The organism is uncultured Helicobacter sp. (assembly GCF_947367035.1).
In the GTDB taxonomy this organism is placed as follows: domain Bacteria; phylum Campylobacterota; class Campylobacteria; order Campylobacterales; family Helicobacteraceae; genus Helicobacter_D.
Genome location: NZ_CANBCA010000001.1, coordinates 109868 through 134281 on the forward strand (window position 1 = coordinate 109868; position 24414 = coordinate 134281).

The window sequence follows — 24414 nt, forward strand, 5'->3', positions numbered from 1 at the left end:
ATTTTTAAATATCAGGATTTGCAAGAAGTTTCAAATATATTACGATTTCATAAAGAGTCTAATGTGTGGGAAGTAGAGTTTGAATCTTGTGTTGATTTGGAATATTTGAAAATTTATTTAGAGCCAAAGGAAATTTGGGTGAATCCTTGCAGGGTTGTTTTGGAATTTTTCATAGAGTGCGGGGGGGGGGGAGTTTTAAGGCTTTTGAAAAAGTTTGTGAGGTTTATAATAAGGAATTTTTAGATTTTGAAATAAGTAAAAAAGTAAAAACAATTAAAATTTATATGCAAAATTATGAATATTTTTCTATTTGTAAATTTCAAGCTTACACTAGAAAATATAAAGGCTTACTTGTCAGTATCACAGATGATGGGATTGGCGTTAGAATAATGAATATGCTAGTGAGTATGTATCTTGCAAATTTAAGTGGATATAAGTTTGGATTTGTGTGGAGAAGTGATATAAACGCTTGTGGGACAGATGATTTGAGAAACAATCTGGGTAAAAGTTATCATTATGATATTTTGTTGCCACAAATTGAGAGTGAGGAATATCTTTTTGATTCCAAATTCATTTCACAGCATTCTTATACAAAGCAAATTAAAAGAGAAAGCAAACATTTAGCAAGGAATATCCCGCTTTCTAAGTTAAAAGATAGTTTGCCATTTGAGGGGAGCTTTGGGTGGAGTTATCAAGATAGTGGAATATATATTTCTGGTGTAGATAAAAGTTATTTGCAGGAATTGCCTAAACTCTATTCACAGATTCCATTTAGCTCACATATTGTGGAGATTATGGAAATGGCAAAAATTGCGGCGCAAGCTTTGCAGGATTTTGTTGCTTTGCATTGGCGGGGAGGAGATGCGCTCTATAGTTATTTTATTAGAAGTCGCGGGAATCATTACAAAAAAGTAATGCCTATTGAGATTGCTTTTTTTATCATAAAAACTTATTTACCTAAAGGCAATCTTATTGTGTTTTCAGATGATATTGCTTCTATGCAAAGTCTGCTAGAATACGCAAAGGAGATTCCGACAAATTTTAAGCTTTGTAGTATTGTTGAGTTCTTGCCTGAAAACTTAAATGATGTAGATAGAATCTTTTTTGAGATTACCTTTATGTCCAAAGCTAAAGAGATATTTTCTGCTGGTAGTCATTTTTCTTACTTGGCTAGTGTGATAGGAAAAGGCAGGGAGCAAAACTTCACTTATAAATTTTTTGATGAAAAAATGCAAGTTGAGATTATTTTGCAATATTTAGAAAAAATCAAAATCCACCCCATAGCACAAGCTTTTTCTTATTTGCACCTTTATATATTGAAAAGAGGGGAGAGAGACTTTAAGTTTTTGGGGGATATGGCTTATAGGGCAATGAATTTAGACGAGAAAAACCCACTTTATAAAATAGCTTTTTTGGATTCTTTAATAAAGCAAGAAAGATTTAAAGAAGCAGATGAATTGTTGGTAAATATAGAGGAAAAGAGTGAGTTTTATAAGGTCTTTTGCAAGTGTGTTTTAACATCAAGATTTCAAGATATAGTGCAAGATATTTTTAAGAATGCTTATCGGGGTTCAAACATTATGAAAATGGCGAGCGCAATAACGCAACCTTGTGGGAGAAATTTGGAAAAAGGAGCGGTGGAGAGAGTAAGAGAGCAATTAAGCTATAAACTAGGAGAGGCTTATTTACAAAGCAATCTTTTTAATATGCCTTTTAGGCTTTTAGCTATAAAAAAAGAACACAAAATCCTTAAGAAACTACAAAAGAAAATGATAGAAAGAGGAGAGTTGAATCCCCCTAAAACATTGCATAGTTTTACGGATTATTTTGAGGCTTTGCAAATACAAAATGAGAAAGAATTTAAAATTGGGCAACTAATCATTGAGGCGGATAAAAGTTTTTTAAAATTTGGTTTTCTAACTCTTTATTTTAAATGCAAAGGTTTATAATCCAAAAACTTAACAAAGAAAATTACCAAAATTAACGTGAATAATCTAGGATTCTTGAGTTTATATCCCTAAAAACCCTTTTAAAAATTCTTGGTGTAACACGGGAGTAAATTCCAAAACTTGGTGTGTTGCGACAGAATTTAGCGCATAAGGGTCGTTTTTGAAAAACTCCTCTGCTGTTTTTTTGGAATCAAATGTCCCAATGACGATTCCGCCTGTTTTTGGATTCTGTGGTCCGCTTGCTAAAAGATGTTTGCTCTCATAGCCTTTTTGTAAAAAAGTGCGGTGAGCGGGCAAAATTGTTTCAATTTCATTCATTGGTTTTGTGTAGGTGATTAAAATCACAAATAGATTTTTCATTTTGTTTCCTTAATTTGAGTTTTTTAAAGATATTTTATCAAAAGTGGAATTTTTACAGGTGAGATTCTAGATTGCCACGATTCCTTGCGGAATCTCACAAGGACGTGACTACATACCCTTTTTCACTTCTTCTAATCGCTCTTCATCGGAGATATTTTGCGCAAGATTGTCCCAGCGAAGTTTAACTCCACCTAAAATATGAAAGTGCAGGTAAGGCACTTCTTGTCCCCCATCTACACCCACATTACTGATGATACGATAGCCACTCTTGTCTAAGTTTAAAGTGCGTGCGACTTCTTGAATAAAACTCGTAAAACCAACCATTTCGCTGGGGTTAAGCTCTTGGAAATCTTTGGCAAATTTTTTTGGAATCGCAAGCACATGCACAGGTGCTTTGGGTGCAATATCGTGAAAGGCTAGAAAATTCTCATTTTCTAATACTTTGTTGCAAGGCACTTCGCCTTTAATAATTTTTTCAAATATACTCATTTTAAAACCTTAAAATAAATTTTTGAAATTTTACCTTATTTTCTCTATGGATTTGTATGAGTTTTAAGAAAAGTGAATAAAATTTTACAATACAATCTCAAAACTATTTTACAAAGACTAGGAATAAAATGACAGAAATATTTTCTAAGATTAATGATGCGCAAACAACTGCGGAACTAGAAAAGATTCGTATTCTAGTAATGGGAAAAAAGGGAAGCTTAACTGCGAGGTTTGCTGCACTTAAATCTTGCGAGGAATCTGAAAAAAAAGCCTTAGCCAAAGAGCTAAATACTCTTAAAATGAAGTTTGAAAAAGCTCTAATGGATAAAAAAGAGCAGTTAGCACTAAAAGAGCTTGAAACAAAACTTAATGCAGAAAGAATTGATGTTTCACTCTTTAGTCCAAGCTCTCAAAAAGGGGCAAATCACCCCGTTATGTTGATGTTGGATAAAATTGTAGAATACTTTGTAGGAATGAATTTTTCATTAAATGTCGGACCTTTGGTAGAAGATGATTTTCATAATTTTGAAGCATTGAATTTACCTAAATATCACCCCGCAAGAGATATGCAAGACACTTTTTATTTTAAAGATGGCAAGCTACTTCGCACGCATACTTCGCCTGTGCAAGTGCGCACAATGGAATCCCAAAAGCCACCGATTCGTATGATTTGCCCCGGAAGTGTGTTCCGATGTGATTATGATTTGACACATACGCCGATGTTTCATCAAGTAGAAGGATTAGTTGTAGAAGAGGGCAAGGATTCCGTGAGTTTTGCGAATCTAAAATTTATTTTGGAAGATTTTTTGCGATATATGTTTGGAGATGTGAAAGTGCGATTCCGTTCAAGCTTTTTCCCCTTTACAGAACCAAGTGCTGAAGTGGATATGAGTTGTATTTTTTGTAAAGGTTCCGGGTGTCGTGTCTGTTCGCATACGGGCTGGCTAGAGGTATTAGGTTGTGGAGTGGTAGATGACAATGTCTTTAAGGCGGTGGGTTATGAAAATGTGAGCGGATACGCTTTTGGTTTGGGTGTGGAGAGGTTTGCTATGCTTTTGTTTAGTGTGCCAGATTTAAGAGCTTTTTTTGAGAGTGATTTAAGAGTTTTGGAGCAATTTAAATGATTTTTACACGTAGTATTTTAAACCAAGTTTTACCAACAGAAAATATCTCAAGTGAGGAAATTTGTAAAGTTTTCAATAAAATAGGGTTAGAGGTAGAATCTTTTCAAACAAAAATTGCACCCAAAAAAGTTGTTGTTGGTAAAATCCTTGAATGCCAAAAACACCCAAATGCCACGAAGCTTAATGTTTGCCAAGTCGCCATTAGTGGAGAAGAAGATAAATATCAAGTGTGCCAAATCGTCTGTGGCGCACCTAATGCAAGGGCTGATATTTATGTTGCTGTTGCATTAGAGGGAGCAGAACTGCCTCAAATAACAATTAAAAAGGCGAATCTTAGGGGAGTGGAGAGTCGTGGTATGCTATGCTCCACCAATGAAATTGGCTTTCCAAAAGTTAATGACGGAATCGTAGAGCTTGATTCAAGTATTGGAGAATTAGTCGTTGGAAAAGAATTGAGTGAATATCCTTGTTTTAATGAGGAAGTTTATGAGGTTTCTATTACTCCCAATCGTGGCGATTGTATGAGTTTGCTTGGTATCGCTAGAGATTTGAGTGTTGCATTAAAGCTTGAGCGTAAAACCATTTGTTCTATGCCAAAAATATCTGAAAATGCTCCAGGAATTGGGAGGGTATTGCAAGTTGTGGCAAGTGGAGAGCATAAAGTTTCTTTGCTTTTTAAAGCAATTGAGGCTAAGCCCTTTGCGCCACCTTTAAATGCTGTTTTATTTTTGGCTTATAATGATAGATTGGATAAGGATTGGTTGAGTAATGTGTTGCGTTTTGGCACTCTCTTTAGTGGGGTGCTTTTGAATGCTTATCCACAAAGTTTTTGTAAATTAGAGAGTGATGGTAAAGTTGTGCTAGAACTTAAAAAAGATTCTCAAGGTTTTGAAAGTATCTATCAAGAAGATAAAAAATTATCAACCATTGGTATTAATGGATATGTAGAGAATCTTTCAAGAGAGATAAATTTCAATACAGAAGAAAGAGAATTTATTGTTTTAGAGGCAAGTTATATTCCTCCAGAGATTATTTCACAAAAGGTGATGGAATCTAAACCAAAGATAGACGAAAAGATTTTCGCTCATTCTTCACGAGGAAGTAATACGGATTTAAGTATTGGATTATCTGTCCTTTTAAGCTTATTTGTAGGCAGTGATGTGGTCTTGTATAATGATACACAAGAAATTTTAAACGAGCAGCCAAAAGAAACAATTACGATAGAGATTCCATTGCTGTCGCGAATAATAGGAGTAGAATTAGACAAATTACAAGTCATTAATATTTTAAAAGCCTTAGAGTTTAAAATAGAAAATTCTAATAATGAAAGCCTTGTTGTGATTCCACCGACATTTCGTCACGATATTTTAGGATTTCAAGATATTGCAGAAGAAATTATTCGTTTTTATGGGATTGATAATATTCCAAGTATGCCATTAACTTTTGCTCAACAAAACCAAAGCAATGAATCTTTAAAGTTATATAGGTTTAGACGAAATCTTACCCAAAAGGCTATTGGAGTGGGATTTAATCAAGTGGTGCATTTTTTATTTGAAAGTAAAGAGAAATTACAAAAATATCATTTTCCTGTTTTAGAGAGCTCATTAGAGTTAGTAAATCCAATTACACAGGATTTGAATACTTTGCGTAGCACCTTACTATTAGGGCTTTTACGTGCGGCAGAACAGAATCGTAACAATGGATTTAATGCTATAAGCTTAAGTGAGATAGGCGCAGTATATGATAAATGGCGCAACCAAAGCGAGAAGATGGCATTTTTACAAAGTGGATTTGTAAGTGAAGAGCGTTATCCTAATGCTAAAGGTCTTAAGGGTAATTATTTTGAATTTTGTGATAGAGTGGCACGTGTGATTGGAAAATTTGAATTAGAAGAAGTTAAGAGTGAGATTGGTTTGTTTCACCCTAACCAATGCGCAAAAATCTTACAAAATGGTAAAGAAATTGGAATCTTAGCGACTTTACATCCGCAAGTTGCGCTGGAGTTGGGACTAGATTGCACTTATTTGTGTGAAATCTCTTTAGAATCTTTTAAAAATGCTTTACCAAGAGTAAAGATGTATTCTAAGTTTCAAAAAACGCAACGTGATTTGAGTATAGTTTTAAAGAGTGAAATTCCCTATTATAAGTTAAGAGTAGCAATTAATAAGTTAAATATATCTAATGTGGTTGGATTTTATCCACTAGATATTTATCAAGAGGAGTCTTTAGGGGATAAGTTTAGTTTGACAATTCGCTTTGAATTGCAATCTGAAGTCAAAACATTAGATGAAAAAGAGATTAATGAGGCAATGAATCAGATTTTAGAAATGCTGAAAGCGGAATTTGATGTGGAGTTAAGATGAAATTAAAGGTGAGTAAAGCTCAAGCTTTTTCACTAGATGCAAATAAAATTGCAGCGGATAAATCTATCTCTCATCGTTGTGCTATTTTTTCTCTTTTAAGTGATAAATCAAGTTTTGTGCGCAATTATTTGGAGGGTGAGGATACCTTAAATACTTTGCAAATTGCTCAAAAGTTAGGCTTGAGTGTGCAAAAAGAGCAAGAAGGTTTATATTTGATTCCTCCTGCAAAGATTTGTGAGCCAAATGCTATTTTAGATTGTGGAAATGCTGGAACAGCAATTCGGCTCTATTTGGGGCTTTTGAGCGCACAAAAAGGAATTTTTGTCTTAAGTGGAGATGAATATTTAAATAAGCGTCCAATGAAACGTGTAACAGAACCTTTGCGAAGTATAGGAGCACAAATTATTGGGAGGGAAGATGCAAACTTTGCTCCTTTGGTTGTATTGGGTAATGAGAGATTAGCAAAGTTTAATTATACGAGTAAGATTCCAAGTGCCCAAGTAAAATCTGCAATGATTTTAAGTGCGCTTTTTGCTAAAGAGGACTCTATTTACCGCGAAATAGAACTTAGTCGCGACCATAGTGAAAAAATCTTAAAAGGTATGGGTGCTAAAATAGAATCTAAAATCTTAAAAAATGCAGTTGAAATTAAAATTGAATCCTTAAAGGGTAAGAAGTTAGATCCATTAAACATAGAGATTCCAGCAGACCCCTCTAGTGCATTTTTCTTTGCTCTAGCAATTGCTATTACTCCTAATGCGCAAGGAATCTTGCGCAATGTATTATTGAATAAAACTAGAATAGAAGCCTTTAAAATCTTAGAACAAATGGGGGTTAAGATTCAATATATCATAACTTCAGAAACTTATGAGAGAATTGGGGATATTGAAATGACTGCGCCCAGTTCGTTACAGGCGGTCAATGTCCATCAAAAGATTGCGTGGTTGATTGACGAAATTCCAGCCCTTGCGATTGCAATGGCGTGTGCTAATGGCACAAGTCGTGTCCAAAATGCGAAGGAGCTAAGAGTAAAGGAAACAGATAGAATCTACGCAGTCGTTAAGAATCTCCAATCTTGTGGCATTGAAGCTTATGAGCTAGAAGATGGGTTTGAGATTGTTGGAGGAGAGTTGCAAAAAGCTTGTGTGTCTAGCTTTGGAGACCATAGAATCGCAATGAGTTTTGCCATTGCTGGGCTTGTATGTGGAATGGAAATTGAAAATGCAGAATATATTAATATTTCTTTTCCAAACTTTTTAGAAATTTTAGCTTCTATTACAAAGATTGAAAGAGATTAGATGCGTGTAAAATTGGCTAAAAATTATGGATTTTGTTTTGGCGTAAGACGTGCTATTAAACTTGCAGAAAGTAAGCCAAATGGTATTACACTTGGTCCATTGATTCATAATGATAAAGAAATTAATCGCTTAAAAGAGGATTTTAATGTTGTTGTAAATGAAAATATAGAGGAAATCCCACAAAATGCTGAAGTGGTGATTCGCACGCACGGAATCCCAAAGCAAGATTTGCAAAAATTAAAAGAAAAAACCTCTAAGATTACAGATGCGACTTGTCCTTTTGTAACTAAACCTCAAGAAATTTGTGAAAAAATGAGTGCACAGGGTTATCAGATTATTATCTTTGGAGATATGAAACACCCTGAAGTAAAGGGGGTAATGAGTTATTGTGAAAATAACCCTTTGGTAGTAGAAAATTTAGAAGCCTTAAAAGCAGTTAAACTAACAGAAAAAGTAGCCCTAATCTCTCAAACAACCAAAAATATTGAATTATTTTTAGAAATTGCAAATTATTTGATTCGTAATTGTTCAGAATGTAGAGTGTTTAATACAATTTGTAATGCAACTTTTGATAATCAAGATTCTGCACGAAATTTAGCAAAAGAAGTAGATGTAATGGTAATTGTTGGAGGGAAAAATTCTTCTAATACAAAGCAGTTATATAATATTTCTAAAGAGCACTGCAAGGATTGCTATTTAATTGAAGATTTTTCAGAATTAAATGTGCAATGGTTTAAGGATAAAAGGCTTTGTGGGGTAAGTGCTGGGGCTTCTACTCCGAATTGGATTATTGATAAAGTAGTCCAAACAATTGAAAGTTATTGATTTTATACTTTTAAAAGGCAAAATCTAGTAAAATTAAAGCGTTTTATTTTTTAAAAAAGGGCGCAGATGGCTGTTGGAATTAACACAAGTGAGTTAGAAAAAATAGTGATTGACGAAAATGAAGATTTTGCTTCAATGTTTGAGCAATTTGAAAAAGAAGAGAGCGAAAGTGTTTCACAAGGTGAAATTGTAGCAATTAAAAATGAGCAAGTGATTATTGCGGTTTCAGGTGAGAAGAAAGAAGGTATTATTCCTCTTGAAGAAATTAAAGATGCTAAAGGCAAATTATTATTCAAAGAGGGAGATTTGTTGCCAATTGTTATCATTGGGAAGCGCAATGAGCAACCCATTATTTCTCATAAAAAAGCAATTCGTAGAGAAAAAATACGTCAATATATTAAAGATTTGGGTGAGGATTATAAGGACAAAGTTGTAGAAGGTATTGTAACTAGACGAAATAAAGGTGGCTATGTTGTTGAAAGTAATGGAATAGAATATTTTATGCCTAAATTTGCAGCTGCTTTCAAAGAGGGAAGTAAAATTGAAGGTAAAAAGATTAAAGCTTGTATTGTTAATGTAAAGCCTGAAGAGGATAGCATTGTGATTTCACGCAAGCGTTTATTTGAGATTGAAAACACTATTAAAAAAGATGCAATTGATAATTTATTGAAACAAGATGGAATCCTACAAGGCAAAGTGAAGAAGATTACAAGTTTTGGAATGTTTGTGGATATAGAGGGTGTAGAAGGGTTGGTGCATTACACGGAAATTAGTTATAAAGGTCCAGTAAATCCCTCAAAGCTTTACAAAGAGGAGGATATAGTTCCTGTCAAAGTTTTGAGTTATGATAAAGATAAGAGACGTTTAGCATTATCTATTAAAGCAACGACAGATGACCCTTGGAAAGAAATTGAAAATGAGTTAGAAGTAGGTGATGCGATTAAGGTAACGGTAAGTAATATTGAGCCTTATGGCGTATTTGTAGATTTAGGCAATGACATTGAAGGGTTTTTGCATATCTCTGAAATTTCGTGGAATAAAAATATTCAAAATCCTGAAGAATTTTTGAAGACTGGACAAGAAATTGATGTTGAGGTAATTGAGATTGATACTAAAGATCGCCGTTTAAGAGTTTCTTTGAAAAAATTATTGGATAAGCCTTTTGAGCAATTTACAAAAAAACACAAAGAGGGTGAGATTTTAAAAGGTGTCGTTGCAACCCTAACGGATTTTGGTGCATTTATAAAATTAGATGGTATTGATGGTTTATTGCACAATGAAGACGCTTATTGGAATAAGAATGAAAAATGCAAAGATTTGATGAAAATTGGTGAAACAATTGAAGTAAAAATTGCAAAAATTGACCGCGAAAAAGAACGGATTTCCTTGACGCGCAAAGGTTTAATTACTTCGCCTGTGGAAGAATTTGCCAAAAAATATTCTATGGACGATGTGGTAGTTGGTGTGGTAAGGGATATAAAAGATTTTGGTATCTTTATTAAAATTGATGATGAAATGGACGCTCTTATTCGTAATGAAGATTTATTTCCGCTGAAGAAAGAAGAAATTAAAGTAGGAGATAAAATCAATGGTGTTATTTCTTTAATTGATGCAGAAAATAACAGGATTCGTGTTTCTGTACGTAGATTAGAGAGACAAAAGGAAAAAGCAAATCTTAAAAATTTCAATAGCAACACGAATGATAAAATGACGCTAGGGGATATTATTAAAGACCAAATTCAATAGCTTATAATGGAAAGAATATGCAAATAAGAGTATTAATTGGAATTTTCTCTTTTTTAACTTGCATATTATTATTTATTTTGATTCGTAATTATATTGATGCGATGAATGTTTATTCTTTACCTAAATTTAATCCCTATGAACTTGCTCAGTTTGATGGCAATAGAACAAAGTCAATTGAGATGCCAGATTGGCTTGACCGATTATCAGGTAGAGATGAACGTGAGTTCATCTATCCAGCTTCAGAACTACAAGTTAAATTACTTTTTACTGATGAATTAAAACAGACTTCTAAAGAGATTTTTAGAGTTTCAGTAGGGGTAATTAACGATTATCAATTTTTTTGCATTAATCAGGTTTTAGGAGCCTATAACATAGAGTATTCATATTACAAAATTGGCGAAAATATTTCACTTGTTGTTGCAACAGAAGATGAAAGTTATCTTCGTAATGTGTTGGAAAAACTAAAACACTACGAAATTAATTATACTTTGTCTAAATCTTAAAAATGGAGAGTTTTTGATGTCAAAATATACAATTATTGTCTGTGACCATATTCACCAAAGTGGTTTGGATTTGCTAGCAAAAGATACAGAAGTAGAGATGTTGAATTTGGCAAGTTTGCCTAAAGATGAATTGAAAAAAGAATTACATAAGGGAGATGTTGCTATCACTAGAAGCTCAACAGATGTAGATGATAGCTTTTTGGAGTCTGCAACTAAATTGCGCGCAGTCGTGCGTGCAGGGGTAGGAGTAGATAATGTAGATATTGAAAAGTCTAGCAAAAAAGGTGTAGTGGTGATGAATGTTCCTACAGCAAATACGATTGCAGCAGTAGAGCTAACTTGTGCTCATATTTTAAGCGCAATTCGTAGATTTCCTGAAGCAAATATGCAACTTAAAGTAGAACGTAAGTGGAAGAGGGAAGATTGGTATGGAACAGAACTTAAAGATAAAAAGCTTGGAATCATTGGTTTTGGTAACATTGGAAGTAGGGTAGGGAAACGTATGAAAGCTTTTGAAATGGAAGTGATTGCCTATGACCCTTATATCAATCCGGCAAAAGCCACAGATGTTGGAGTTACTTATACAAGAAACTTTGAAGATATTTTGAGTTGTGATATTATTACAATCCATACACCTAAAAATAAAGAAACCATCAATATAATTGATAAAGAGCAAATTGCAAAAATGAAAGAGGGCGTTATCCTTATCAACTGCGCGCGCGGCGGTTTATATAATGAAGATGCACTTTATGAAGCATTGAGTTCTGGTAAGATTCGTTTTGCTGGGATTGATGTATTTGCTAAAGAACCGGGAAATACCAATAAACTATTGGATTTAAAAAATATTTATGTAACTCCTCATATTGGTGCAAATACTTTAGAATCCCAAGAGAAAATTGCTATTCAAGCAGCACAAGCAGCTTTAGAAGCTGCACGTGGTTCAAGCTTCCCTAACGCTTTAAATTTGCCAATCAAAGAAAACGAATTACCAAATTTTGTCAAAGCATATTTGGAGTTAGTGCAAAAAATGGCATTTTTTGCGATTCAAATTAATAAAGATGAAGTGCGTTCTATTACACTTGAAGCAGAAGGAGAGATTCGGGATTATCTTTCTTCCCTTTCCACCTTTGCTTTAGTTGGAATCTTAAATGCGACGATTGGGGATAAAGTAAATTATGTTAATGCGCCTTATGTGGCTAAAGAAAGAGGGATTGAGGTGAAGCTAGAGGGTAAAGAATCCCAGAGTATTTATAAAAATCAAATTAAGCTAACTTTACTTACTCAAAATGGGGAATTTAGCGTGAGTGGCGCAGTATTTAATGAGACAACACCTAAAATTGTTGATATTAATAATTTTGCACTAGACATTGAACCAAAAGGTAAAATGATTTTATTTAGGAATGACGATACGCCCGGTGTTATTGGGTTTGTCGGCACAACTTTGGCAAAACACAATATTAATATTGCTGATTTTCGTTTGGGGCGTTATGGAAAAGAGGCATTGGCTGTAATTGTTGTAGATGATGCGGTTTCTTCTCTCGTGCTTAAGGAATTATCTAGCTTAGAGGCTTGTATTTCTATTAAATATGCCGTATTATAATTTCTTTTTTACAATGGAGCACAATGTGTCAAGATCTAAAACTTGCTAAAAGTTATTATTGTAATAAATGGAATCTATAGGCAGGTTGTCGCTCATTTTCTTTTTCTATTAACATTTGTTAATAGAATCTGTAAAAATGTTACCTTTTTGCTTAAAACAGATTTAATTTTTCCAAAAGCAAATTGTTTTTAATTATTTTTAAAATAAATTTCAATACATTAAAAGCATCAAAATCTAATTTTTGGAGGAATTATGTGGCAGCAGATTACTGACCCACTCGGGAATATATTTTTAAGTGCAGCGGTAGCTTTTATCCCAATATTGTGTTTTTTATTATGCTTATTGACTTTCAAGCTTAAGGGCTATCAGGCTGGATTTATTACTGTGATTGTTGCAAGCACTGTGGCTTTTTTTATTTATGGAATGCCTTTTTCACTCATTGGTGCTTCTTTTGTGCAAGGTTTCGCTCAAGGAATGTGGCCCATAGCGTGGATTATTATTGCAGCAATATTTCTTTATAAATTGTCGGTCAAATCAGGCTCTTTTGAAGTCATTAAATCTAGCGTTATGTCTATCACACCTGACCATAGAATCCAAGTAATTTTGATTGGTTTTTGTTTCGGTTCATTTTTAGAGGGAGCCATTGGTTTTGGCGGACCCGTGGCAATTACAGCAGCACTTTTGGTTGGGTTAGGTCTTAAACCACTCTATGCTGCTGGGCTTTGCTTGATTGCGAATACTGCTCCTGTAGCTTTTGGTGCAGTTGGGATTCCAATTATCGCGATGAGTAATTTAGTGGGTGTGGATCAACACGCAGTTTCTGCAATGGTCGGTAGAATGCTTGTCCCACTTAGCTTAACAGTGCCATTTTTTATTGTTTTTTTGATGGACGGGATAAAAGGGGTAAAAGAGACTTTCCCAGCAATTTTTGTTGCTGCAGTTTCTTTTACGGGAACACAATTTTTAAGTTCAAATTTTTTAGGCGCAGAATTGCCTGATATTGTCTCTGCAATTGTTTCTTTGGCTTGCACCACATTGTTTTTAAAAGTTTGGAAACCTTCAAACATTTTTAGATTAGATAATGAAACAAACTTTTCTAATAATGCTCAACTAGAATTGGGAGTGGTTATTAAAGCTTGGATGCCCTTTATTTTGCTCATTATTTGTATTGTGATTTGGACGCAACCTTGGTTTAAAGCATTGTTTGCGAAAGGCGCAGTTTTTGATTATACACAAGTAACGATTGCGTTTAATAATATTCAAGGTGGAATCTTAGATGAGAATGGTAAGCCTATCTCTTTAAGCTTGCCGATTAACTTTATTGCACTTCAAGCGGGGACTGCAATTTTACTAGCTGCATTCTTGAGCATTTGGACATTAAAAATTAAAGCAAGTGATGCAGGAGAATGCTTTTGGGATACTTTAAAAGAAATGGCGATTCCTTGTATCACGATTGGACTTGTTGTTAGCTTTGCTTTTATTGCAAAAAACTCTGCAATGAGTGCAACTTTGGGATTAGCTTTTGCACAAACTGGAGATGCTTTTGCATTCTTTAGCCCTGTGATTGGTTGGATTGGAGTTTTCTTAACCGGAAGTGATACAAGTGCAAATCTCCTTTTTGGACCGCTTCAACAAGTAACTGCTGGGGAATTAGGTGTAGGAGAGGCATTATTCTTAGCGGCAAACTCTGTAGGGGGTGTGGTCGGTAAGATGATCTCCCCTCAATCTATTGCGATTGCGTGTGCAGCGGTTGGTCTTGTTGGAAAGGAATCCGAATTGTTTAAATTCACATTAAAATATTCTGTTGGCTTTATTTTATTGATTGGAGTTTGGACATTTATTATTGCATTTTTCTTTAATGGAATCATTCCAGAGATAGTGCCGCTTGCGAAATAGGGTAAAAGCAATGAGAAAAGTATATTTTTTTGCAACTTGTTTAGGTGCAGTTGCTATGCAAGAGGCTGTGTTAAGCGGAATCAAACTTCTCCGCCGTGAAGGAGTGGAAGTAATTTTTAAAAAAAACCAAACCTGTTGTGCGCAACCTTCTTTTAATTCCGGATATTTTAAAGAGAGTAAAGAAGTTGCCCTTTATAACATCAAGCAATTTCCTGAAGATTATCCTGTTATTGTGCCAAGCGGTTCTTGTGCAGGAATGATGAGCCACGATTATTTACAACTCTTTAAAGGAGATTCCCATTTTGATTTAGTGAAAGAATTTAGCGGACGTGTTATGGAGCTAAGTCAGTATTTAGATGATGTATTGAATGTAGATTATGAAGACAAAGGAGAAAATATTAAAGTTACTTGGCATTCAAACTGCCACGCTTTAAGGATTCAAGAGAGTGTCAATGCAAGTAAAAATCTAATAAGGCGTCTAAAAAATGTAGAGTTAGTGCCATTAGAATTTGAAGAGGAGTGTTGCGGATTTGGCGGGACATTTTCTGTAAAAGAACCTGAAATCTCTAATGCAATGGCAATGCAAAAGATAAAAGACATTGAAGCTACAGGTGCAAGGTATGTTGTGAGTGGCGATGGAGGTTGTCTTTTAAATATTCAAGGCACAATGAGTAAATTAGGGATTGATACAAAAAGTATTCATCTTTATGAATTTTTATTAAAACGATTAGAAGGGGTAAGTTTATGAGTATAGGACATAAAATCCCACATAATGAAATAGTGCACACAAAGCTTAATGATTCTCAAATGAGAGAGAACCTAAATATTGCTATGCATACGCTACAAAGGAATCGTCTAAAGATTATTGACGAGAAGTTTGAGGATTGGCAAGGATTGCGTTCTAAAGCAATGCAAGCAAAAAATAATGCGTTAATGAGCCTAGAAGAGAGATTGTTGGAGTTTGAAAGAAATGCGACCAAAAATGGCATACAAGTGCATTGGGCTTCAGGGAGTGATGATGCTTGCGAGATTGTCTATGAATTAATGAAAGCAAAGAATATTCGTAAGATTCTAAAAGGCAAGTCTATGGCGAGTGAGGAAATCGGACTGAATCATTTTTTAGAGAAAAAGGGTATTAGTGCGATTGAAACAGATTTGGGCGAACTTATTTTGCAATTAAATGGTGAAACTCCTGTGCATATTGTAGTACCCGCAATTCATCGCAATCGCTATGAAGTAGGTAAGATCTTTGAGGAAAAATTAGGCGCAAGTTTGGAATCTGAACCAGAAAAATTAAATGCCATTGCAAGAAAGCATTTAAGAGATGAGTTTGAGGGTTTAGAAATGGGCTTAAGTGGTGTAAATTTTGCGATGTCTAAAGAGGGTGCATTTTGGCTGATTGAAAATGAAGGAAATGGTAGAATGTGTACTACAGCCCCAGAGATTCACGTAGCAATTTGTGGAATTGAAAAGGTAATGGAAACTTTTGAAGATGCTGCAACAATGGTGCATTTACTTACTCCCTCTGCCACAGGGCAATTTATACCAACTTATAATAATATCATTACCTCCCCACGAAAAAATGGTGATTTAGATGGACCTAAAGAAGTGCATATTATTTTGTTTGACCATCATAGAAGTGATATGTTATCTCACTTGGATTATTATGAAGCGTTGCGTTGTATTCGTTGCGGAGCGTGTATGAACTTTTGTCCTGTTTATGATAAAATTGGGGGACATACTTATCAGACAATTTATCCTGGACCTATTGGTGAAGTAATTAGCCCAAATCTCTTTGGGATTGATTTGACAGGCGACATTTTGAGTTTTTGTTCTCTTTGTGGAAGGTGTAGTGAAGTTTGTCCTGTTAAGATTCCACTTGCAGATTTGATTAGAAAACTAAGAAGTAATAAAATAGGTGAAGGAGAAAATCCACCTCTAGGCGCAAGTAGATTAGAGTCTAATCAAAGTGAGGCTATGGGTATGCGAAGTTTTGCTAAAGTGGCTAGCAATGGTGCATTGTGGAGATTCTCACTTGGGAATGCACATTATTTTAATAGTGTTTTGCACCGCTTCAAGGATTCCTTGCCTGTGATTAAGAAATGGAGTGTATTCAAAGAACTGCCACAAATCAAGGGTAACTTATATCAAAAGATTCAAAAGCTACAAGGAGTGCATTATGAGTAGCAGAATTGAAAAGATTTCACAACGAAGTAAAGGACAGATTTTAGAAAGATTAAAAAAAGCTTACAAAATGCCAGAATTTGAACGCAAAGCTAGTATTGATCCTGTGGCACATATCCAAAAAAGCGATGAAATGCTAGAAGAAATGAAGCGTAAAATGACAGACAATAAGTATATTGTAGAACAGTGTGATGGCATTAGCTTAGAAAGTAAAATTAATGAAATTGTTAAAAGTTATGGTTATCAAAAAATGATTTATGGAGAAAGTTTAGAGCTAGATATAAATAAGATTGAGGCAACACAAAAAATATGCTTCAATCAAGAAATTGAAAACTTAAGAACAGATGTTTTTCATAGTGATTTTTCTATTGTTCGCGCAAGGGTTGGGGTTAGTTCACACGGAGTTGCATTGGTGCATTCTTCTAAAATGCAGCCTAGAATGCTCTCTTTAGCCCCTACGCTTTGCATTATGCTTTTAAAAAAGGAGAATATTGTTGGGAGTTTAGTAGAAGCGTTGAATTTAGTCAAAGCAGAAAATGAGGTTTTACCTAGTAATATTTTATTTATTGCTGGTCCTTCACGCACAGCAGATATTGAATTAATTACCGTATTTGGGGTACACGGCTCACAGAAAGTGCATATTATTTTATATGAATAAGATTCCTACAAGGAGTCTTATTATTTTATCGAATTAGCTAAAAAATCATTTTTGAAGCGGACATAGTTTTGCGCTGATTCTATAATTAAAGCAATTTCTTCTTTTTTTAATTCTCTAACAAATTTCGCTGGATTTCCTAGAATTAACGAGCGTGGAGGGAATTTTTTACCCTTTGTTACAATACTACCAGCTCCTACGATACTCTCTTCGCCAATCTCTACATTATCCATAATACAAGTGTGCATTCCAACAAGGCAGCAAGAATGGATTTGGCACGCGTGAATAATGCAGTTATGTCCGATTGTAACATCATCTCCTATGATAACAGGGAATCCCGAATCTATCATTTTGCCCTTATCATCAAAGAGTCTGTGCCAAATATGCAAAGTGGTTAAGTCTTGAATGTTTGTGCGCTCACCTATTTTGATAAAGTTTTCATCGCCTCTTAATACGCAGTTAAACCATATACTAGAATTTTTGCCAATTTCTACTTCACCGATAATCTTAGCCCCCTCTGCAATAAAAACATCAGAGGCGATTTTGGGACTTTTCCCTTTGAAATTTAACATCATTTTCTCTCCTTTTGATTTGAATGAATATTGATTTGCCCACTTACTTCATCAAGTAAATCAATAATATGGTTGTCAAGCTGCATCAGTTTGTTTCGCTTAGACCTATAACACGTTTTTGTAAGATTTTTAGAATAAATGACTTCAAACTTTGATTCTAAAGCTAATAATTCTTTTTCTTGCTGGTTTTTATTGTTGAGTTGCTTTAAACTCGCAATTTCTCTAACGATTGCAATCCTTTGTCTTGGAGTTAGGGTTAGGTTTTTGCTTGGGGAAACCTTTTCACAGAATCCACATTTCATACAAGCATCCAGATAATCTTCAAAAATTCTATAATATTTCACTCCATTTTACCTATCAAACAAAAACTTTTTACATTAGTTTGTAAATCTCGTATAATCTTTATATTGCATATTAATCTTTCGCATTCGTGATTGTTGATTCATTTTACTTTGTTTTCATTGTTAATTCTCTTATTTTTGGCAAGTTTAATCTAGAGGAATAAATTTTGTTTAGAAATTACCCATTCTTTTATTCATTTTCTTTAAGCATTGGATTAAAAAGTAAAGATTCTTGATAAAGAGAACTTTCTACATTAAAGAATCCCAATAAAGAATGCACGAGATTATCGTGGGAAAGTTTATAGTTCGCAAACCACTTGATGAGAGCCATAATTATTGTCTAACCAAATAACATTTATACCAATATTTTATAAAATATCTAAAACATTTTCTTAAGATTCAGAAGCTTTAAAATCTTTGCGCGGATTAAAGCTAAATATACAAGGCACAGTATAAGAGAAAAGAATGTTAAAGGTTGTGTCCCATCATAAAAGTTTTACAGATATGCGTATGGATTTATTTGGTGTATTGCGGTATATAAGAGCAATTTTGACATAGAGATTCTATACGCTTTCCTTCTTTGAATCCTTGAATCAAGGACTCTACACGCGGTGTATTGAGAATCTCTTTGAGACTTTGAGTTTTGATATTTCCTAGATTAATAGAACCTTTTGTATCAAAGCAACAAGGCACAACAATGCCGTTACAAAGGATTCCAAGCTGCTTACTTGCTCCATAGCAGAGTCCCTCATTTTGCTTAGGTTTCTTGGGATTTACCCATTCAAAAAAGGGTGCGCCCACAAGATGAATTTTATATGCAAGGCGAGTTTTGATAGGTTGAATGGAGTCAAGATGAAAAAAATCTTTTAAGTGTTGATAAATAGGGAAGTTTTTTTTCGGCGCACTGAAATTTTGATTGAGATTCCAAAGCCTTAAATTAATAAACTTTTTGCTTTGTAATTGTTGATGTTGGTGGCAGAGATTAAAAATTGGTGCAAGATAAGAATCTAGTGAGATGAATTTGTTTTGGTAAAGCGCGCTCATTAAAGAGATATTGATTTGATGAATGCTTGGGTGATGAAGCAAAAGATGAGAGTTGTTTGCATTGCAATAAAATCCACTCGTTGTTAAATCAATTTTTAGCCCAAAATCCCTTGCAATATCCAAATAATCTTTTAGCGATTCTACACTTAATGGGTCGCCTAAAATATGGAAGGCACAGAATCTAGTATAGGGTTTAATTTCTTTTGCAATTTTACTAAAAAGACTTAAAGACATTATGTCTTTGGAATCTTTTAGTGGAGTGCAGAAAGTGCAGTTTAATCCGCAAAAGTTTGTGATTTCAATAAAAACTTTTTTTAATTGCATAGAAGGATAAAAGTTTCAAAACTATTCATTACGTAAGACTTGCAAAGGGTCAATTTGCGTTGCTTTTTTCGCCGGATAATAAGAGGAGAGAAAAACAATCACAAATGAACCAATTAAAATCATTGTTAAATCAATCATAGAGAGTTCTAGTGGGAGCTTATTGCTTCCATAGACATCAGCAGGAAGTGAGATGATTGGAAAGTTTGCAAGGATAGATAAAGCAATGGCTGCTAGAATCCCGCCAACTAGGATTCCGCTAATCCCAATAAGATTTCCTAAATATAAAAAAGTTTTTTTAATCTCTGTTGTGCTGACACCCATTGTAAGAAGCAGAGCAATTTCTTTGCGCCGACTCATCACGGTCATTAAAAGCGAACTGATAATATTAAGTGAAGCGACAAGAATAATCAGCATTAAAACGATGAATAAAGCGCGTTTTTCTAACGCAAGGGCGGCAAAAAAATTTCCATTTTGCTCCCACCAGCCAACAAAACGAATTTGTGGATAATGTTTTTGTAATACAAGAATATCTTCACGAGAGTTATTAGAATAAATATGGATACCATCATAAACGCTATTTGGTAGTTGCTTAATGGTTTGTAGGGATTCTAAATTGGTATAAATATATCCCTTATCATAGGCAATTAATCCAGAATCAAAAACGCCCACAACATTAAAATGTTTCATTGTAGGTGTTAAGCTCATCGCAGTTGGGGTAAGATGAGTGAATATGAGCAGTAGTTTAGAGCTTAATTGCAATCCATATTGTCGTTGCAAAGTTTTGCCTATAATCACATCAAATACTTCTTTTTCATAAGAAGAACCAAAGTTTTGTTGATAGAATTTTTGCGTCTCATCAAAAGCTATTTTGAAAATAGGATTGAGCGCACTTTCCCGCTCAAAATCTACACCAAATACCATTGCTCCTTCCATTCTTTGCCCTCTTTTGGAGATGGCTTGCATTTGCACAAAAGGACTAAATTTTAAATGCTGAAACTGCGATTCCATATCTTCTAGCAAGTTAGAATCTATAGCGTCAAAACTATCACTAATGGCAGTGATTGGATAATTCATAATGAATAATTTGCGTTCAAATTCTTTGTCAAATCCATTCATTAATGCCATTGCGACAATCAAGACCATTACACCAATACATACACCTAGAAATGCCAAAATAGCTGTGATAGAAATAAAAGGTTGAGATTTGTTGAATCGCAAATATTTGCGCACTAAAAAAGAAATAAGCTTAGTATTTTGTTTGGTGCGCTGCAAGGGTGTAGAATGGACAGATTGCATATTTGAGATTCCTTACTTTGCTAGTATGCCACTTTTTGGTCCGCTTTTACCACAACAATCTTTGTATTTTTTACCGCTTCCACAAGGGCAGGGTGCATTACGGACAGGCTTTGTTTTTATACCACCAATTTTCATATTTTTTGTAGAATCACTTAATTTTTGACGCGCTAATTCTGCTTCCTTTTCATTTTCTTTAATGGCTGGTTTTAATTGAACTTTTTGAAGCATTTTAACGGCTGTGTATTTGATTTGTGAAGCAAGCTCTAAAAAGAGGTTATAACTTTCTTTTTTATATTCTACAAGAGGGTCTTTTTGATTGTAGCCACGAAGCCCAATTCCTGTTTTTAGATTATCCATTACATAAAGATGCTCACGCCACAGATTATCTAATGTTTGCAAATAAACAAGTTTTTCAATCTCACTACGCGTTTTTTCATCTAGCACTTGCATTTTTTCTTCATAATCATGAGCTAAGATTTCTTCAATATAACTTTCAAAATTATTATTTTCTTTATAATATTCTTTTAAAGATTCTTGATTTAAAAGAGCATTAAAATCTTCTTGTGCCTGTGCGCAGAGCAATCCCAAATCATCTTCTTCATTGAAAACTTCACATTTTTGTAGAAGCATTACAATGGCTTCTTGTCTATTTTCAACGATTTTATGTGAAATATTATGATGAGGGTCTAGCATTTCATCTCGCACACGATAGATTGCCTTTCTTTGTTCATTGGCGACGTCATCGTATTCTAGTAAATGTTTTCTTGCTTCAAAGTGCATACTTTCAACTTTTTTTTGTGCATTTTCAACCGAACGCGTTACAAGATGAGATTCAATATGTTCCCCTTCATCTAATCCTAGTTTGTCCATAATATTTTTAATTTTATCACTTCCAAAGATACGTAATAAAGGGTCTTCAAGGCTTAAATAAAATTGACTTGTACCTGGGTCTCCTTGTCGCCCACTTCTTCCTCTTAATTGATTGTCAATTCTACGTGATTCGTGTCGTTCCGTTCCAATGATATAAAGTCCGCCTAGTGAGCGCACTTCATCATTAATTTTAATATCTACACCGCGTCCAGCCATATTGGTGGCAATCGTTACTGCTCCTTTTCTCCCAGCGTCTTTAATGATTTCTGCTTCTTTGGCGTGTTGTTTCGCATTTAATACAGAGTGAGGGATTCTTTCTTTTTGCAATAATTCGTGGATTTTTTCACTTTTTTCTATGGAGGCGGTTCCCACAAGGATAGGCTGTCCCTTTTGGTGCAATTCTATGATTTTACTTACTAATGCTTTAAATTTCTCTCTTTCGGTTTTATAAATCAAATCATTCAAATCTTGGCGTGAAATTGGCACATTAGTTGGAATAGAAACAACTTCTAAGTTATAAATTTGCAAAAACTCACTTGCTTCTGTCTGTGCTGTTCCAGTCATTCCCGCTAACTTTTCATAAAGTCTAAAATAGTTTTGATAGGTGATGTCTGCAAGAGTTTGAGATTCTTCTTTAATCTGCACTCCCTCTTTAGCTTCTAAGGCTTGGTGCAAACCTTCACTAAATCGCCTTCCCTCACTCAAACGTCCTGTAAATTCATCAACAATAACTACTTCACCCTCACGCACAACATAGTCTTTGTCTTTTTTGAAAAGTCTGTTTGCTTTGAGTGCTTGGTCTAAATGATGTGCTAGAATCGCATTTTCAATACTATACAGATTTTCCACGCCAAATAGCTTTTCTGCCTCATTAACTCCTTCTTCGGTGAGTAGAATTGTGCGATTTTTTTCATCTAAAGTATAATGTTTTTCTTCTTTTAATTTAAGAGCAACAACATTTGCTGCTTTATAGTTGTCCAAAGTGCGATTAGCAGGTCCTGAAATAATTAAAGGAGTGCGTGCTTCGTCAATCAAAATAGAATCCACTTCATCTACGATAGCGAAATGATGGTATTTTTGCACTTTTTGTGAAAAATCATATTTCATATTATCACGCAAGTAATCAAACCCAAACTCATTATTTGTGCCATAAACAATATCGCTGGAATATTGTTGCAATCTGTCGTTATCATCATAGTTTCCACTTACGATGATACCCACAGAATAACCTAAAAATTCATAAAGTGGGCGCATAAGATCCGCATCTCTTTGAGCAAGATAGTCATTAACTGTTACGATATGCACACTTTTGCCAAGCATAGCATTTAAGCAAACAGGAAGTGTAGCCACAAGGGTTTTTCCTTCCCCTGTTTTCATTTCTGCAATTTTACCTTCGTGTAGCACAATGCCCCCGATTAATTGCACATCAAAATGACGCATATTCAATACTCTTTTACTTACTTCTCGTGTAATTGCAAAGGAATCATAAAGCACTTTATTGAGTTCTACTTTGGTATCTTTAGCGTTATGGACTTGTTCTTTTAGTGCATTAAAGGCGACTTTTAACTCTTCATCACTTAATTTTTGATAAGTTTCTTCTAAAGCATTAATTTTATGAATTTCTTTGTGATAATACTTAATGAGTCGGTCGTTTTTGCTACTGAAAATTTTTTTTACAAGCGTGAATATCATATTTAAGCCTTTCATATCAAATCAAATCTTAAATCATACAATAAAAGTAAAAGTATAAAAAGCTTTAATTTTATCATAAATACACTATTACTTAGATAAAATACAACAAATATTTGTTAAAAGGATTTTGAGAAAATGATTTTTATTGATGCATGTTTTAAAAAGCAAACTCCTTACACTCCAGTATGGTTTATGCGTCAAGCAGGAAGATATTTGAATGAATATAAAGCAGTGCGCACGCAAGCAGGAGATTTTTTAAATCTTTGTAAGAATCCACAATTAGCAAGTGAAGTAACTTTACAACCTGTGGAGATTTTAAATGTAGATGCGGCAATTTTGTTTAGTGATATTTTGGTTGTACCATTAGAAATGGGAATGGATTTAGGATTTTTTGCAGGGGAGGGACCAAAGTTTTCCAAACCCATAGAATCGCAAAGTGATTTGGACTCTTTAAATGATGAGGCATATACAAGATTAAATTATGTTTATGATACGATTGCATTAACACGTGAAAATCTTGCTAAAGACAAGGCATTAATAGGCTTTTGTGGAGCCCCTTGGACACTTGCAACTTATATGATAGAGGGAGAAGGTAGTAAAACTTATGCAAAGTCAAAAAAACTTTTATACTCTAATCCAAAGTTTTTGCACGCTATTTTAGCTAAGATTACGCGTAATTTGCAGTATTATTTAGAATCACAAATTCAAGCCGGTGTCAATGCTGTGATGGTGTTTGATTCTTGGGCAAGCGCATTAGAGGAAAGCGCATATTTGGAATTTGGCTGGGAATATTGCAAACAAGTTGCAAGTTTTATCAAGCGTAAATATCCTGATATTCCTGTTATTTTATTTCCTAAAGGAATCTCTGGGTATTTAGATAAAATTGATGGAGAATTTGATGTCTTTGGGGTAGATTGGAGCACACCACTTAGAATCGCAAAAGAGAAATTAGGGCATAAATATACCTTACAAGGCAATTTGGAGCCTTGCAGAATCTATCATCAGGCTTCTATGCTAGAGGGTGCACAAGAGATTTTGGATTTAATGAGAAATTCCCCACATATTTTTAATTTAGGACACGGAATGCTTCCAGATTTACCTAGAGAAAATGCAATCAAACTTGTAGAATTTATTCATCATTATAGATAAAATTTGTAACACTTTTAAAAATTCTATTTTTTGAGTAAATTTTAAACATTTTGGGTAACTTTCCTAAAGTATAACCCAAAATTTACCTTAAATTTTTATTTTTTGATTTATTTGCTCAAGAAAAAATATACAAT

Annotated in this window: 21 protein-coding genes; 13 read left to right on the forward strand and 8 right to left on the reverse strand. The window is 34.3% G+C overall.

What is annotated here, in order from left to right:
- The first annotated feature begins 134 nt into the window (after positions 1 to 134).
- Positions 135 to 1949: a hypothetical protein gene (locus tag Q0Y61_RS00640; protein WP_297809720.1), complete on the forward strand. Its 1815-nt coding sequence runs from the start codon at positions 135 to 137 to the stop codon at positions 1947 to 1949.
- A gap of 60 nt (positions 1950 to 2009) precedes the next feature.
- On the opposite strand, the gene Q0Y61_RS00645 is transcribed toward Q0Y61_RS00640, so the two are convergent.
- Together Q0Y61_RS00645 and Q0Y61_RS00650 are read right to left on the reverse strand one after the other, a co-directional pair.
- A complete protein-coding gene (locus Q0Y61_RS00645; RefSeq protein ID WP_297809723.1) occupies positions 2010 to 2309 on the reverse strand; it encodes a YciI family protein in 300 nt (99 codons plus the stop codon).
- Between the two features lie 108 nt (positions 2310 to 2417).
- Complete coding sequence (locus Q0Y61_RS00650; protein ID WP_297809726.1) at positions 2418 to 2798, reverse strand: histidine triad nucleotide-binding protein; 381 nt, start codon at positions 2796 to 2798, stop codon at positions 2418 to 2420.
- A gap of 128 nt (positions 2799 to 2926) precedes the next feature.
- Between Q0Y61_RS00650 and pheS the strand changes: the two genes are divergently transcribed.
- The 11 genes from pheS (at position 2927) to Q0Y61_RS00705 (ending at position 16995) form a co-directional block, all read left to right on the forward strand.
- Positions 2927 to 3922, forward strand: coding sequence for a phenylalanine--tRNA ligase subunit alpha (pheS, locus tag Q0Y61_RS00655; RefSeq protein ID WP_297809729.1), 996 nt, complete (start codon positions 2927 to 2929; stop codon positions 3920 to 3922).
- Positions 3919 to 6285, forward strand: coding sequence for a phenylalanine--tRNA ligase subunit beta (gene pheT, locus Q0Y61_RS00660; RefSeq protein WP_297809732.1), 2367 nt, complete (start codon positions 3919 to 3921; stop codon positions 6283 to 6285). The genes pheS and pheT overlap by 4 nt, the downstream gene beginning before the upstream one ends.
- Positions 6282 to 7583, forward strand: coding sequence for a 3-phosphoshikimate 1-carboxyvinyltransferase (gene aroA / locus Q0Y61_RS00665; protein WP_297809735.1), 1302 nt, complete (start codon positions 6282 to 6284; stop codon positions 7581 to 7583). The genes pheT and aroA overlap by 4 nt, the downstream gene beginning before the upstream one ends.
- Positions 7584 to 8408, forward strand: coding sequence for a 4-hydroxy-3-methylbut-2-enyl diphosphate reductase (locus tag Q0Y61_RS00670; RefSeq protein ID WP_297809738.1), 825 nt, complete (start codon positions 7584 to 7586; stop codon positions 8406 to 8408).
- Between the two features lie 66 nt (positions 8409 to 8474).
- Complete coding sequence (locus Q0Y61_RS00675) at positions 8475 to 10154, forward strand: 30S ribosomal protein S1 (RefSeq protein ID WP_297809741.1); 1680 nt, start codon at positions 8475 to 8477, stop codon at positions 10152 to 10154.
- A 17-nt stretch (positions 10155 to 10171) separates the two neighbouring features.
- Complete coding sequence (locus Q0Y61_RS00680; protein ID WP_297809744.1) at positions 10172 to 10657, forward strand: hypothetical protein; 486 nt, start codon at positions 10172 to 10174, stop codon at positions 10655 to 10657.
- 16 nt (positions 10658 to 10673) lie between these two features.
- Positions 10674 to 12257 (forward strand): phosphoglycerate dehydrogenase, encoded by a 1584-nt coding sequence (gene serA / locus Q0Y61_RS00685; protein WP_297809746.1) that lies wholly within the window; start codon positions 10674 to 10676, stop codon positions 12255 to 12257.
- Positions 12258 to 12494: 237 nt separating this feature from the next.
- Positions 12495 to 14153 carry an L-lactate permease gene (locus tag Q0Y61_RS00690; protein ID WP_297809844.1) on the forward strand — a complete coding sequence of 553 codons (1659 nt, stop codon included), beginning with the start codon at positions 12495 to 12497 and terminating at the stop codon, positions 14151 to 14153.
- 10 nt (positions 14154 to 14163) lie between these two features.
- Positions 14164 to 14901 carry a (Fe-S)-binding protein gene (locus tag Q0Y61_RS00695; protein ID WP_297809750.1) on the forward strand — a complete coding sequence of 246 codons (738 nt, stop codon included), beginning with the start codon at positions 14164 to 14166 and terminating at the stop codon, positions 14899 to 14901.
- 2 nt (positions 14902 to 14903) lie between these two features.
- Positions 14904 to 16340 (forward strand): LutB/LldF family L-lactate oxidation iron-sulfur protein, encoded by a 1437-nt coding sequence (locus Q0Y61_RS00700; RefSeq protein WP_297809848.1) that lies wholly within the window; start codon positions 14904 to 14906, stop codon positions 16338 to 16340.
- On the forward strand, positions 16333 to 16995 hold the full coding sequence (locus tag Q0Y61_RS00705; protein WP_297809753.1) for a lactate utilization protein C: 663 nt from the start codon (positions 16333 to 16335) through the stop codon (positions 16993 to 16995). The genes Q0Y61_RS00700 and Q0Y61_RS00705 overlap by 8 nt, the downstream gene beginning before the upstream one ends.
- Before the next feature lie 20 nt (positions 16996 to 17015).
- Here the strand turns inward: Q0Y61_RS00705 and Q0Y61_RS00710 are convergent, their stop codons facing one another.
- The 6 genes from Q0Y61_RS00710 to secA form a co-directional block, all read right to left on the reverse strand.
- Positions 17016 to 17567 (reverse strand): gamma carbonic anhydrase family protein, encoded by a 552-nt coding sequence (locus Q0Y61_RS00710; protein WP_297809756.1) that lies wholly within the window; start codon positions 17565 to 17567, stop codon positions 17016 to 17018.
- Entirely contained in the window at positions 17564 to 17908 is a 345-nt protein-coding gene (locus Q0Y61_RS00715; protein ID WP_297809851.1) for a (Fe-S)-binding protein, read from the reverse strand. The genes Q0Y61_RS00710 and Q0Y61_RS00715 overlap by 4 nt, the downstream gene beginning before the upstream one ends.
- 187 nt (positions 17909 to 18095) lie before the next feature.
- Positions 18096 to 18236: a hypothetical protein gene (locus Q0Y61_RS00720; protein ID WP_297809759.1), complete on the reverse strand. Its 141-nt coding sequence runs from the start codon at positions 18234 to 18236 to the stop codon at positions 18096 to 18098.
- 185 nt (positions 18237 to 18421) lie between these two features.
- Entirely contained in the window at positions 18422 to 19273 is an 852-nt protein-coding gene (locus tag Q0Y61_RS00725; RefSeq protein ID WP_297809762.1) for a radical SAM/SPASM domain-containing protein, read from the reverse strand.
- 21 nt (positions 19274 to 19294) lie between these two features.
- On the reverse strand, positions 19295 to 20569 hold the full coding sequence (locus Q0Y61_RS00730) for an ABC transporter permease (protein WP_297809765.1): 1275 nt from the start codon (positions 20567 to 20569) through the stop codon (positions 19295 to 19297).
- 12 nt (positions 20570 to 20581) lie between these two features.
- Positions 20582 to 23131 (reverse strand): preprotein translocase subunit SecA, encoded by a 2550-nt coding sequence (secA, locus tag Q0Y61_RS00735; RefSeq protein ID WP_297809768.1) that lies wholly within the window; start codon positions 23129 to 23131, stop codon positions 20582 to 20584.
- 135 nt (positions 23132 to 23266) lie between these two features.
- On the opposite strand from secA, the gene hemE reads away from it, so the two are divergent.
- On the forward strand, positions 23267 to 24280 hold the full coding sequence (gene hemE / locus Q0Y61_RS00740) for a uroporphyrinogen decarboxylase (RefSeq protein WP_297809771.1): 1014 nt from the start codon (positions 23267 to 23269) through the stop codon (positions 24278 to 24280).
- Positions 24281 to 24414 lie beyond the last annotated feature (134 nt).

Bases quoted from the DNA above. Each gene is read 5' to 3' on its own strand.
- pheS (WP_297809729.1), top strand. From the start codon at position 2,927: ATGACAGAAATATTTTCTAAGATTAATGATGCGCAAACAACTGCGGAA.
- Q0Y61_RS00675 (WP_297809741.1), top strand. From the start codon at position 8,475: ATGGCTGTTGGAATTAACACAAGTGAGTTAGAAAAAATAGTGATTGAC.
- Q0Y61_RS00670 (WP_297809738.1), top strand. From the start codon at position 7,584: ATGCGTGTAAAATTGGCTAAAAATTATGGATTTTGTTTTGGCGTAAGA.
- aroA (WP_297809735.1), top strand. From the start codon at position 6,282: ATGAAATTAAAGGTGAGTAAAGCTCAAGCTTTTTCACTAGATGCAAAT.
- serA (WP_297809746.1), top strand. From the start codon at position 10,674: ATGTCAAAATATACAATTATTGTCTGTGACCATATTCACCAAAGTGGT.
- Q0Y61_RS00710 (WP_297809756.1), bottom strand. From the start codon at position 17,567: ATGATGTTAAATTTCAAAGGGAAAAGTCCCAAAATCGCCTCTGATGTT.
- Q0Y61_RS00725 (WP_297809762.1), bottom strand. From the start codon at position 19,273: ATGCAATTAAAAAAAGTTTTTATTGAAATCACAAACTTTTGCGGATTA.
- Q0Y61_RS00650 (WP_297809726.1), bottom strand. From the start codon at position 2,798: ATGAGTATATTTGAAAAAATTATTAAAGGCGAAGTGCCTTGCAACAAA.
- pheT (WP_297809732.1), top strand. From the start codon at position 3,919: ATGATTTTTACACGTAGTATTTTAAACCAAGTTTTACCAACAGAAAAT.
- Q0Y61_RS00645 (WP_297809723.1), bottom strand. From the start codon at position 2,309: ATGAAAAATCTATTTGTGATTTTAATCACCTACACAAAACCAATGAAT.
- secA (WP_297809768.1), bottom strand. From the start codon at position 23,131: ATGATATTCACGCTTGTAAAAAAAATTTTCAGTAGCAAAAACGACCGA.
- hemE (WP_297809771.1), top strand. From the start codon at position 23,267: ATGATTTTTATTGATGCATGTTTTAAAAAGCAAACTCCTTACACTCCA.
- Q0Y61_RS00705 (WP_297809753.1), top strand. From the start codon at position 16,333: ATGAGTAGCAGAATTGAAAAGATTTCACAACGAAGTAAAGGACAGATT.
- Q0Y61_RS00730 (WP_297809765.1), bottom strand. From the start codon at position 20,569: ATGCAATCTGTCCATTCTACACCCTTGCAGCGCACCAAACAAAATACT.
- Q0Y61_RS00695 (WP_297809750.1), top strand. From the start codon at position 14,164: ATGAGAAAAGTATATTTTTTTGCAACTTGTTTAGGTGCAGTTGCTATG.
- Q0Y61_RS00680 (WP_297809744.1), top strand. From the start codon at position 10,172: ATGCAAATAAGAGTATTAATTGGAATTTTCTCTTTTTTAACTTGCATA.
- Q0Y61_RS00720 (WP_297809759.1), bottom strand. From the start codon at position 18,236: ATGGCTCTCATCAAGTGGTTTGCGAACTATAAACTTTCCCACGATAAT.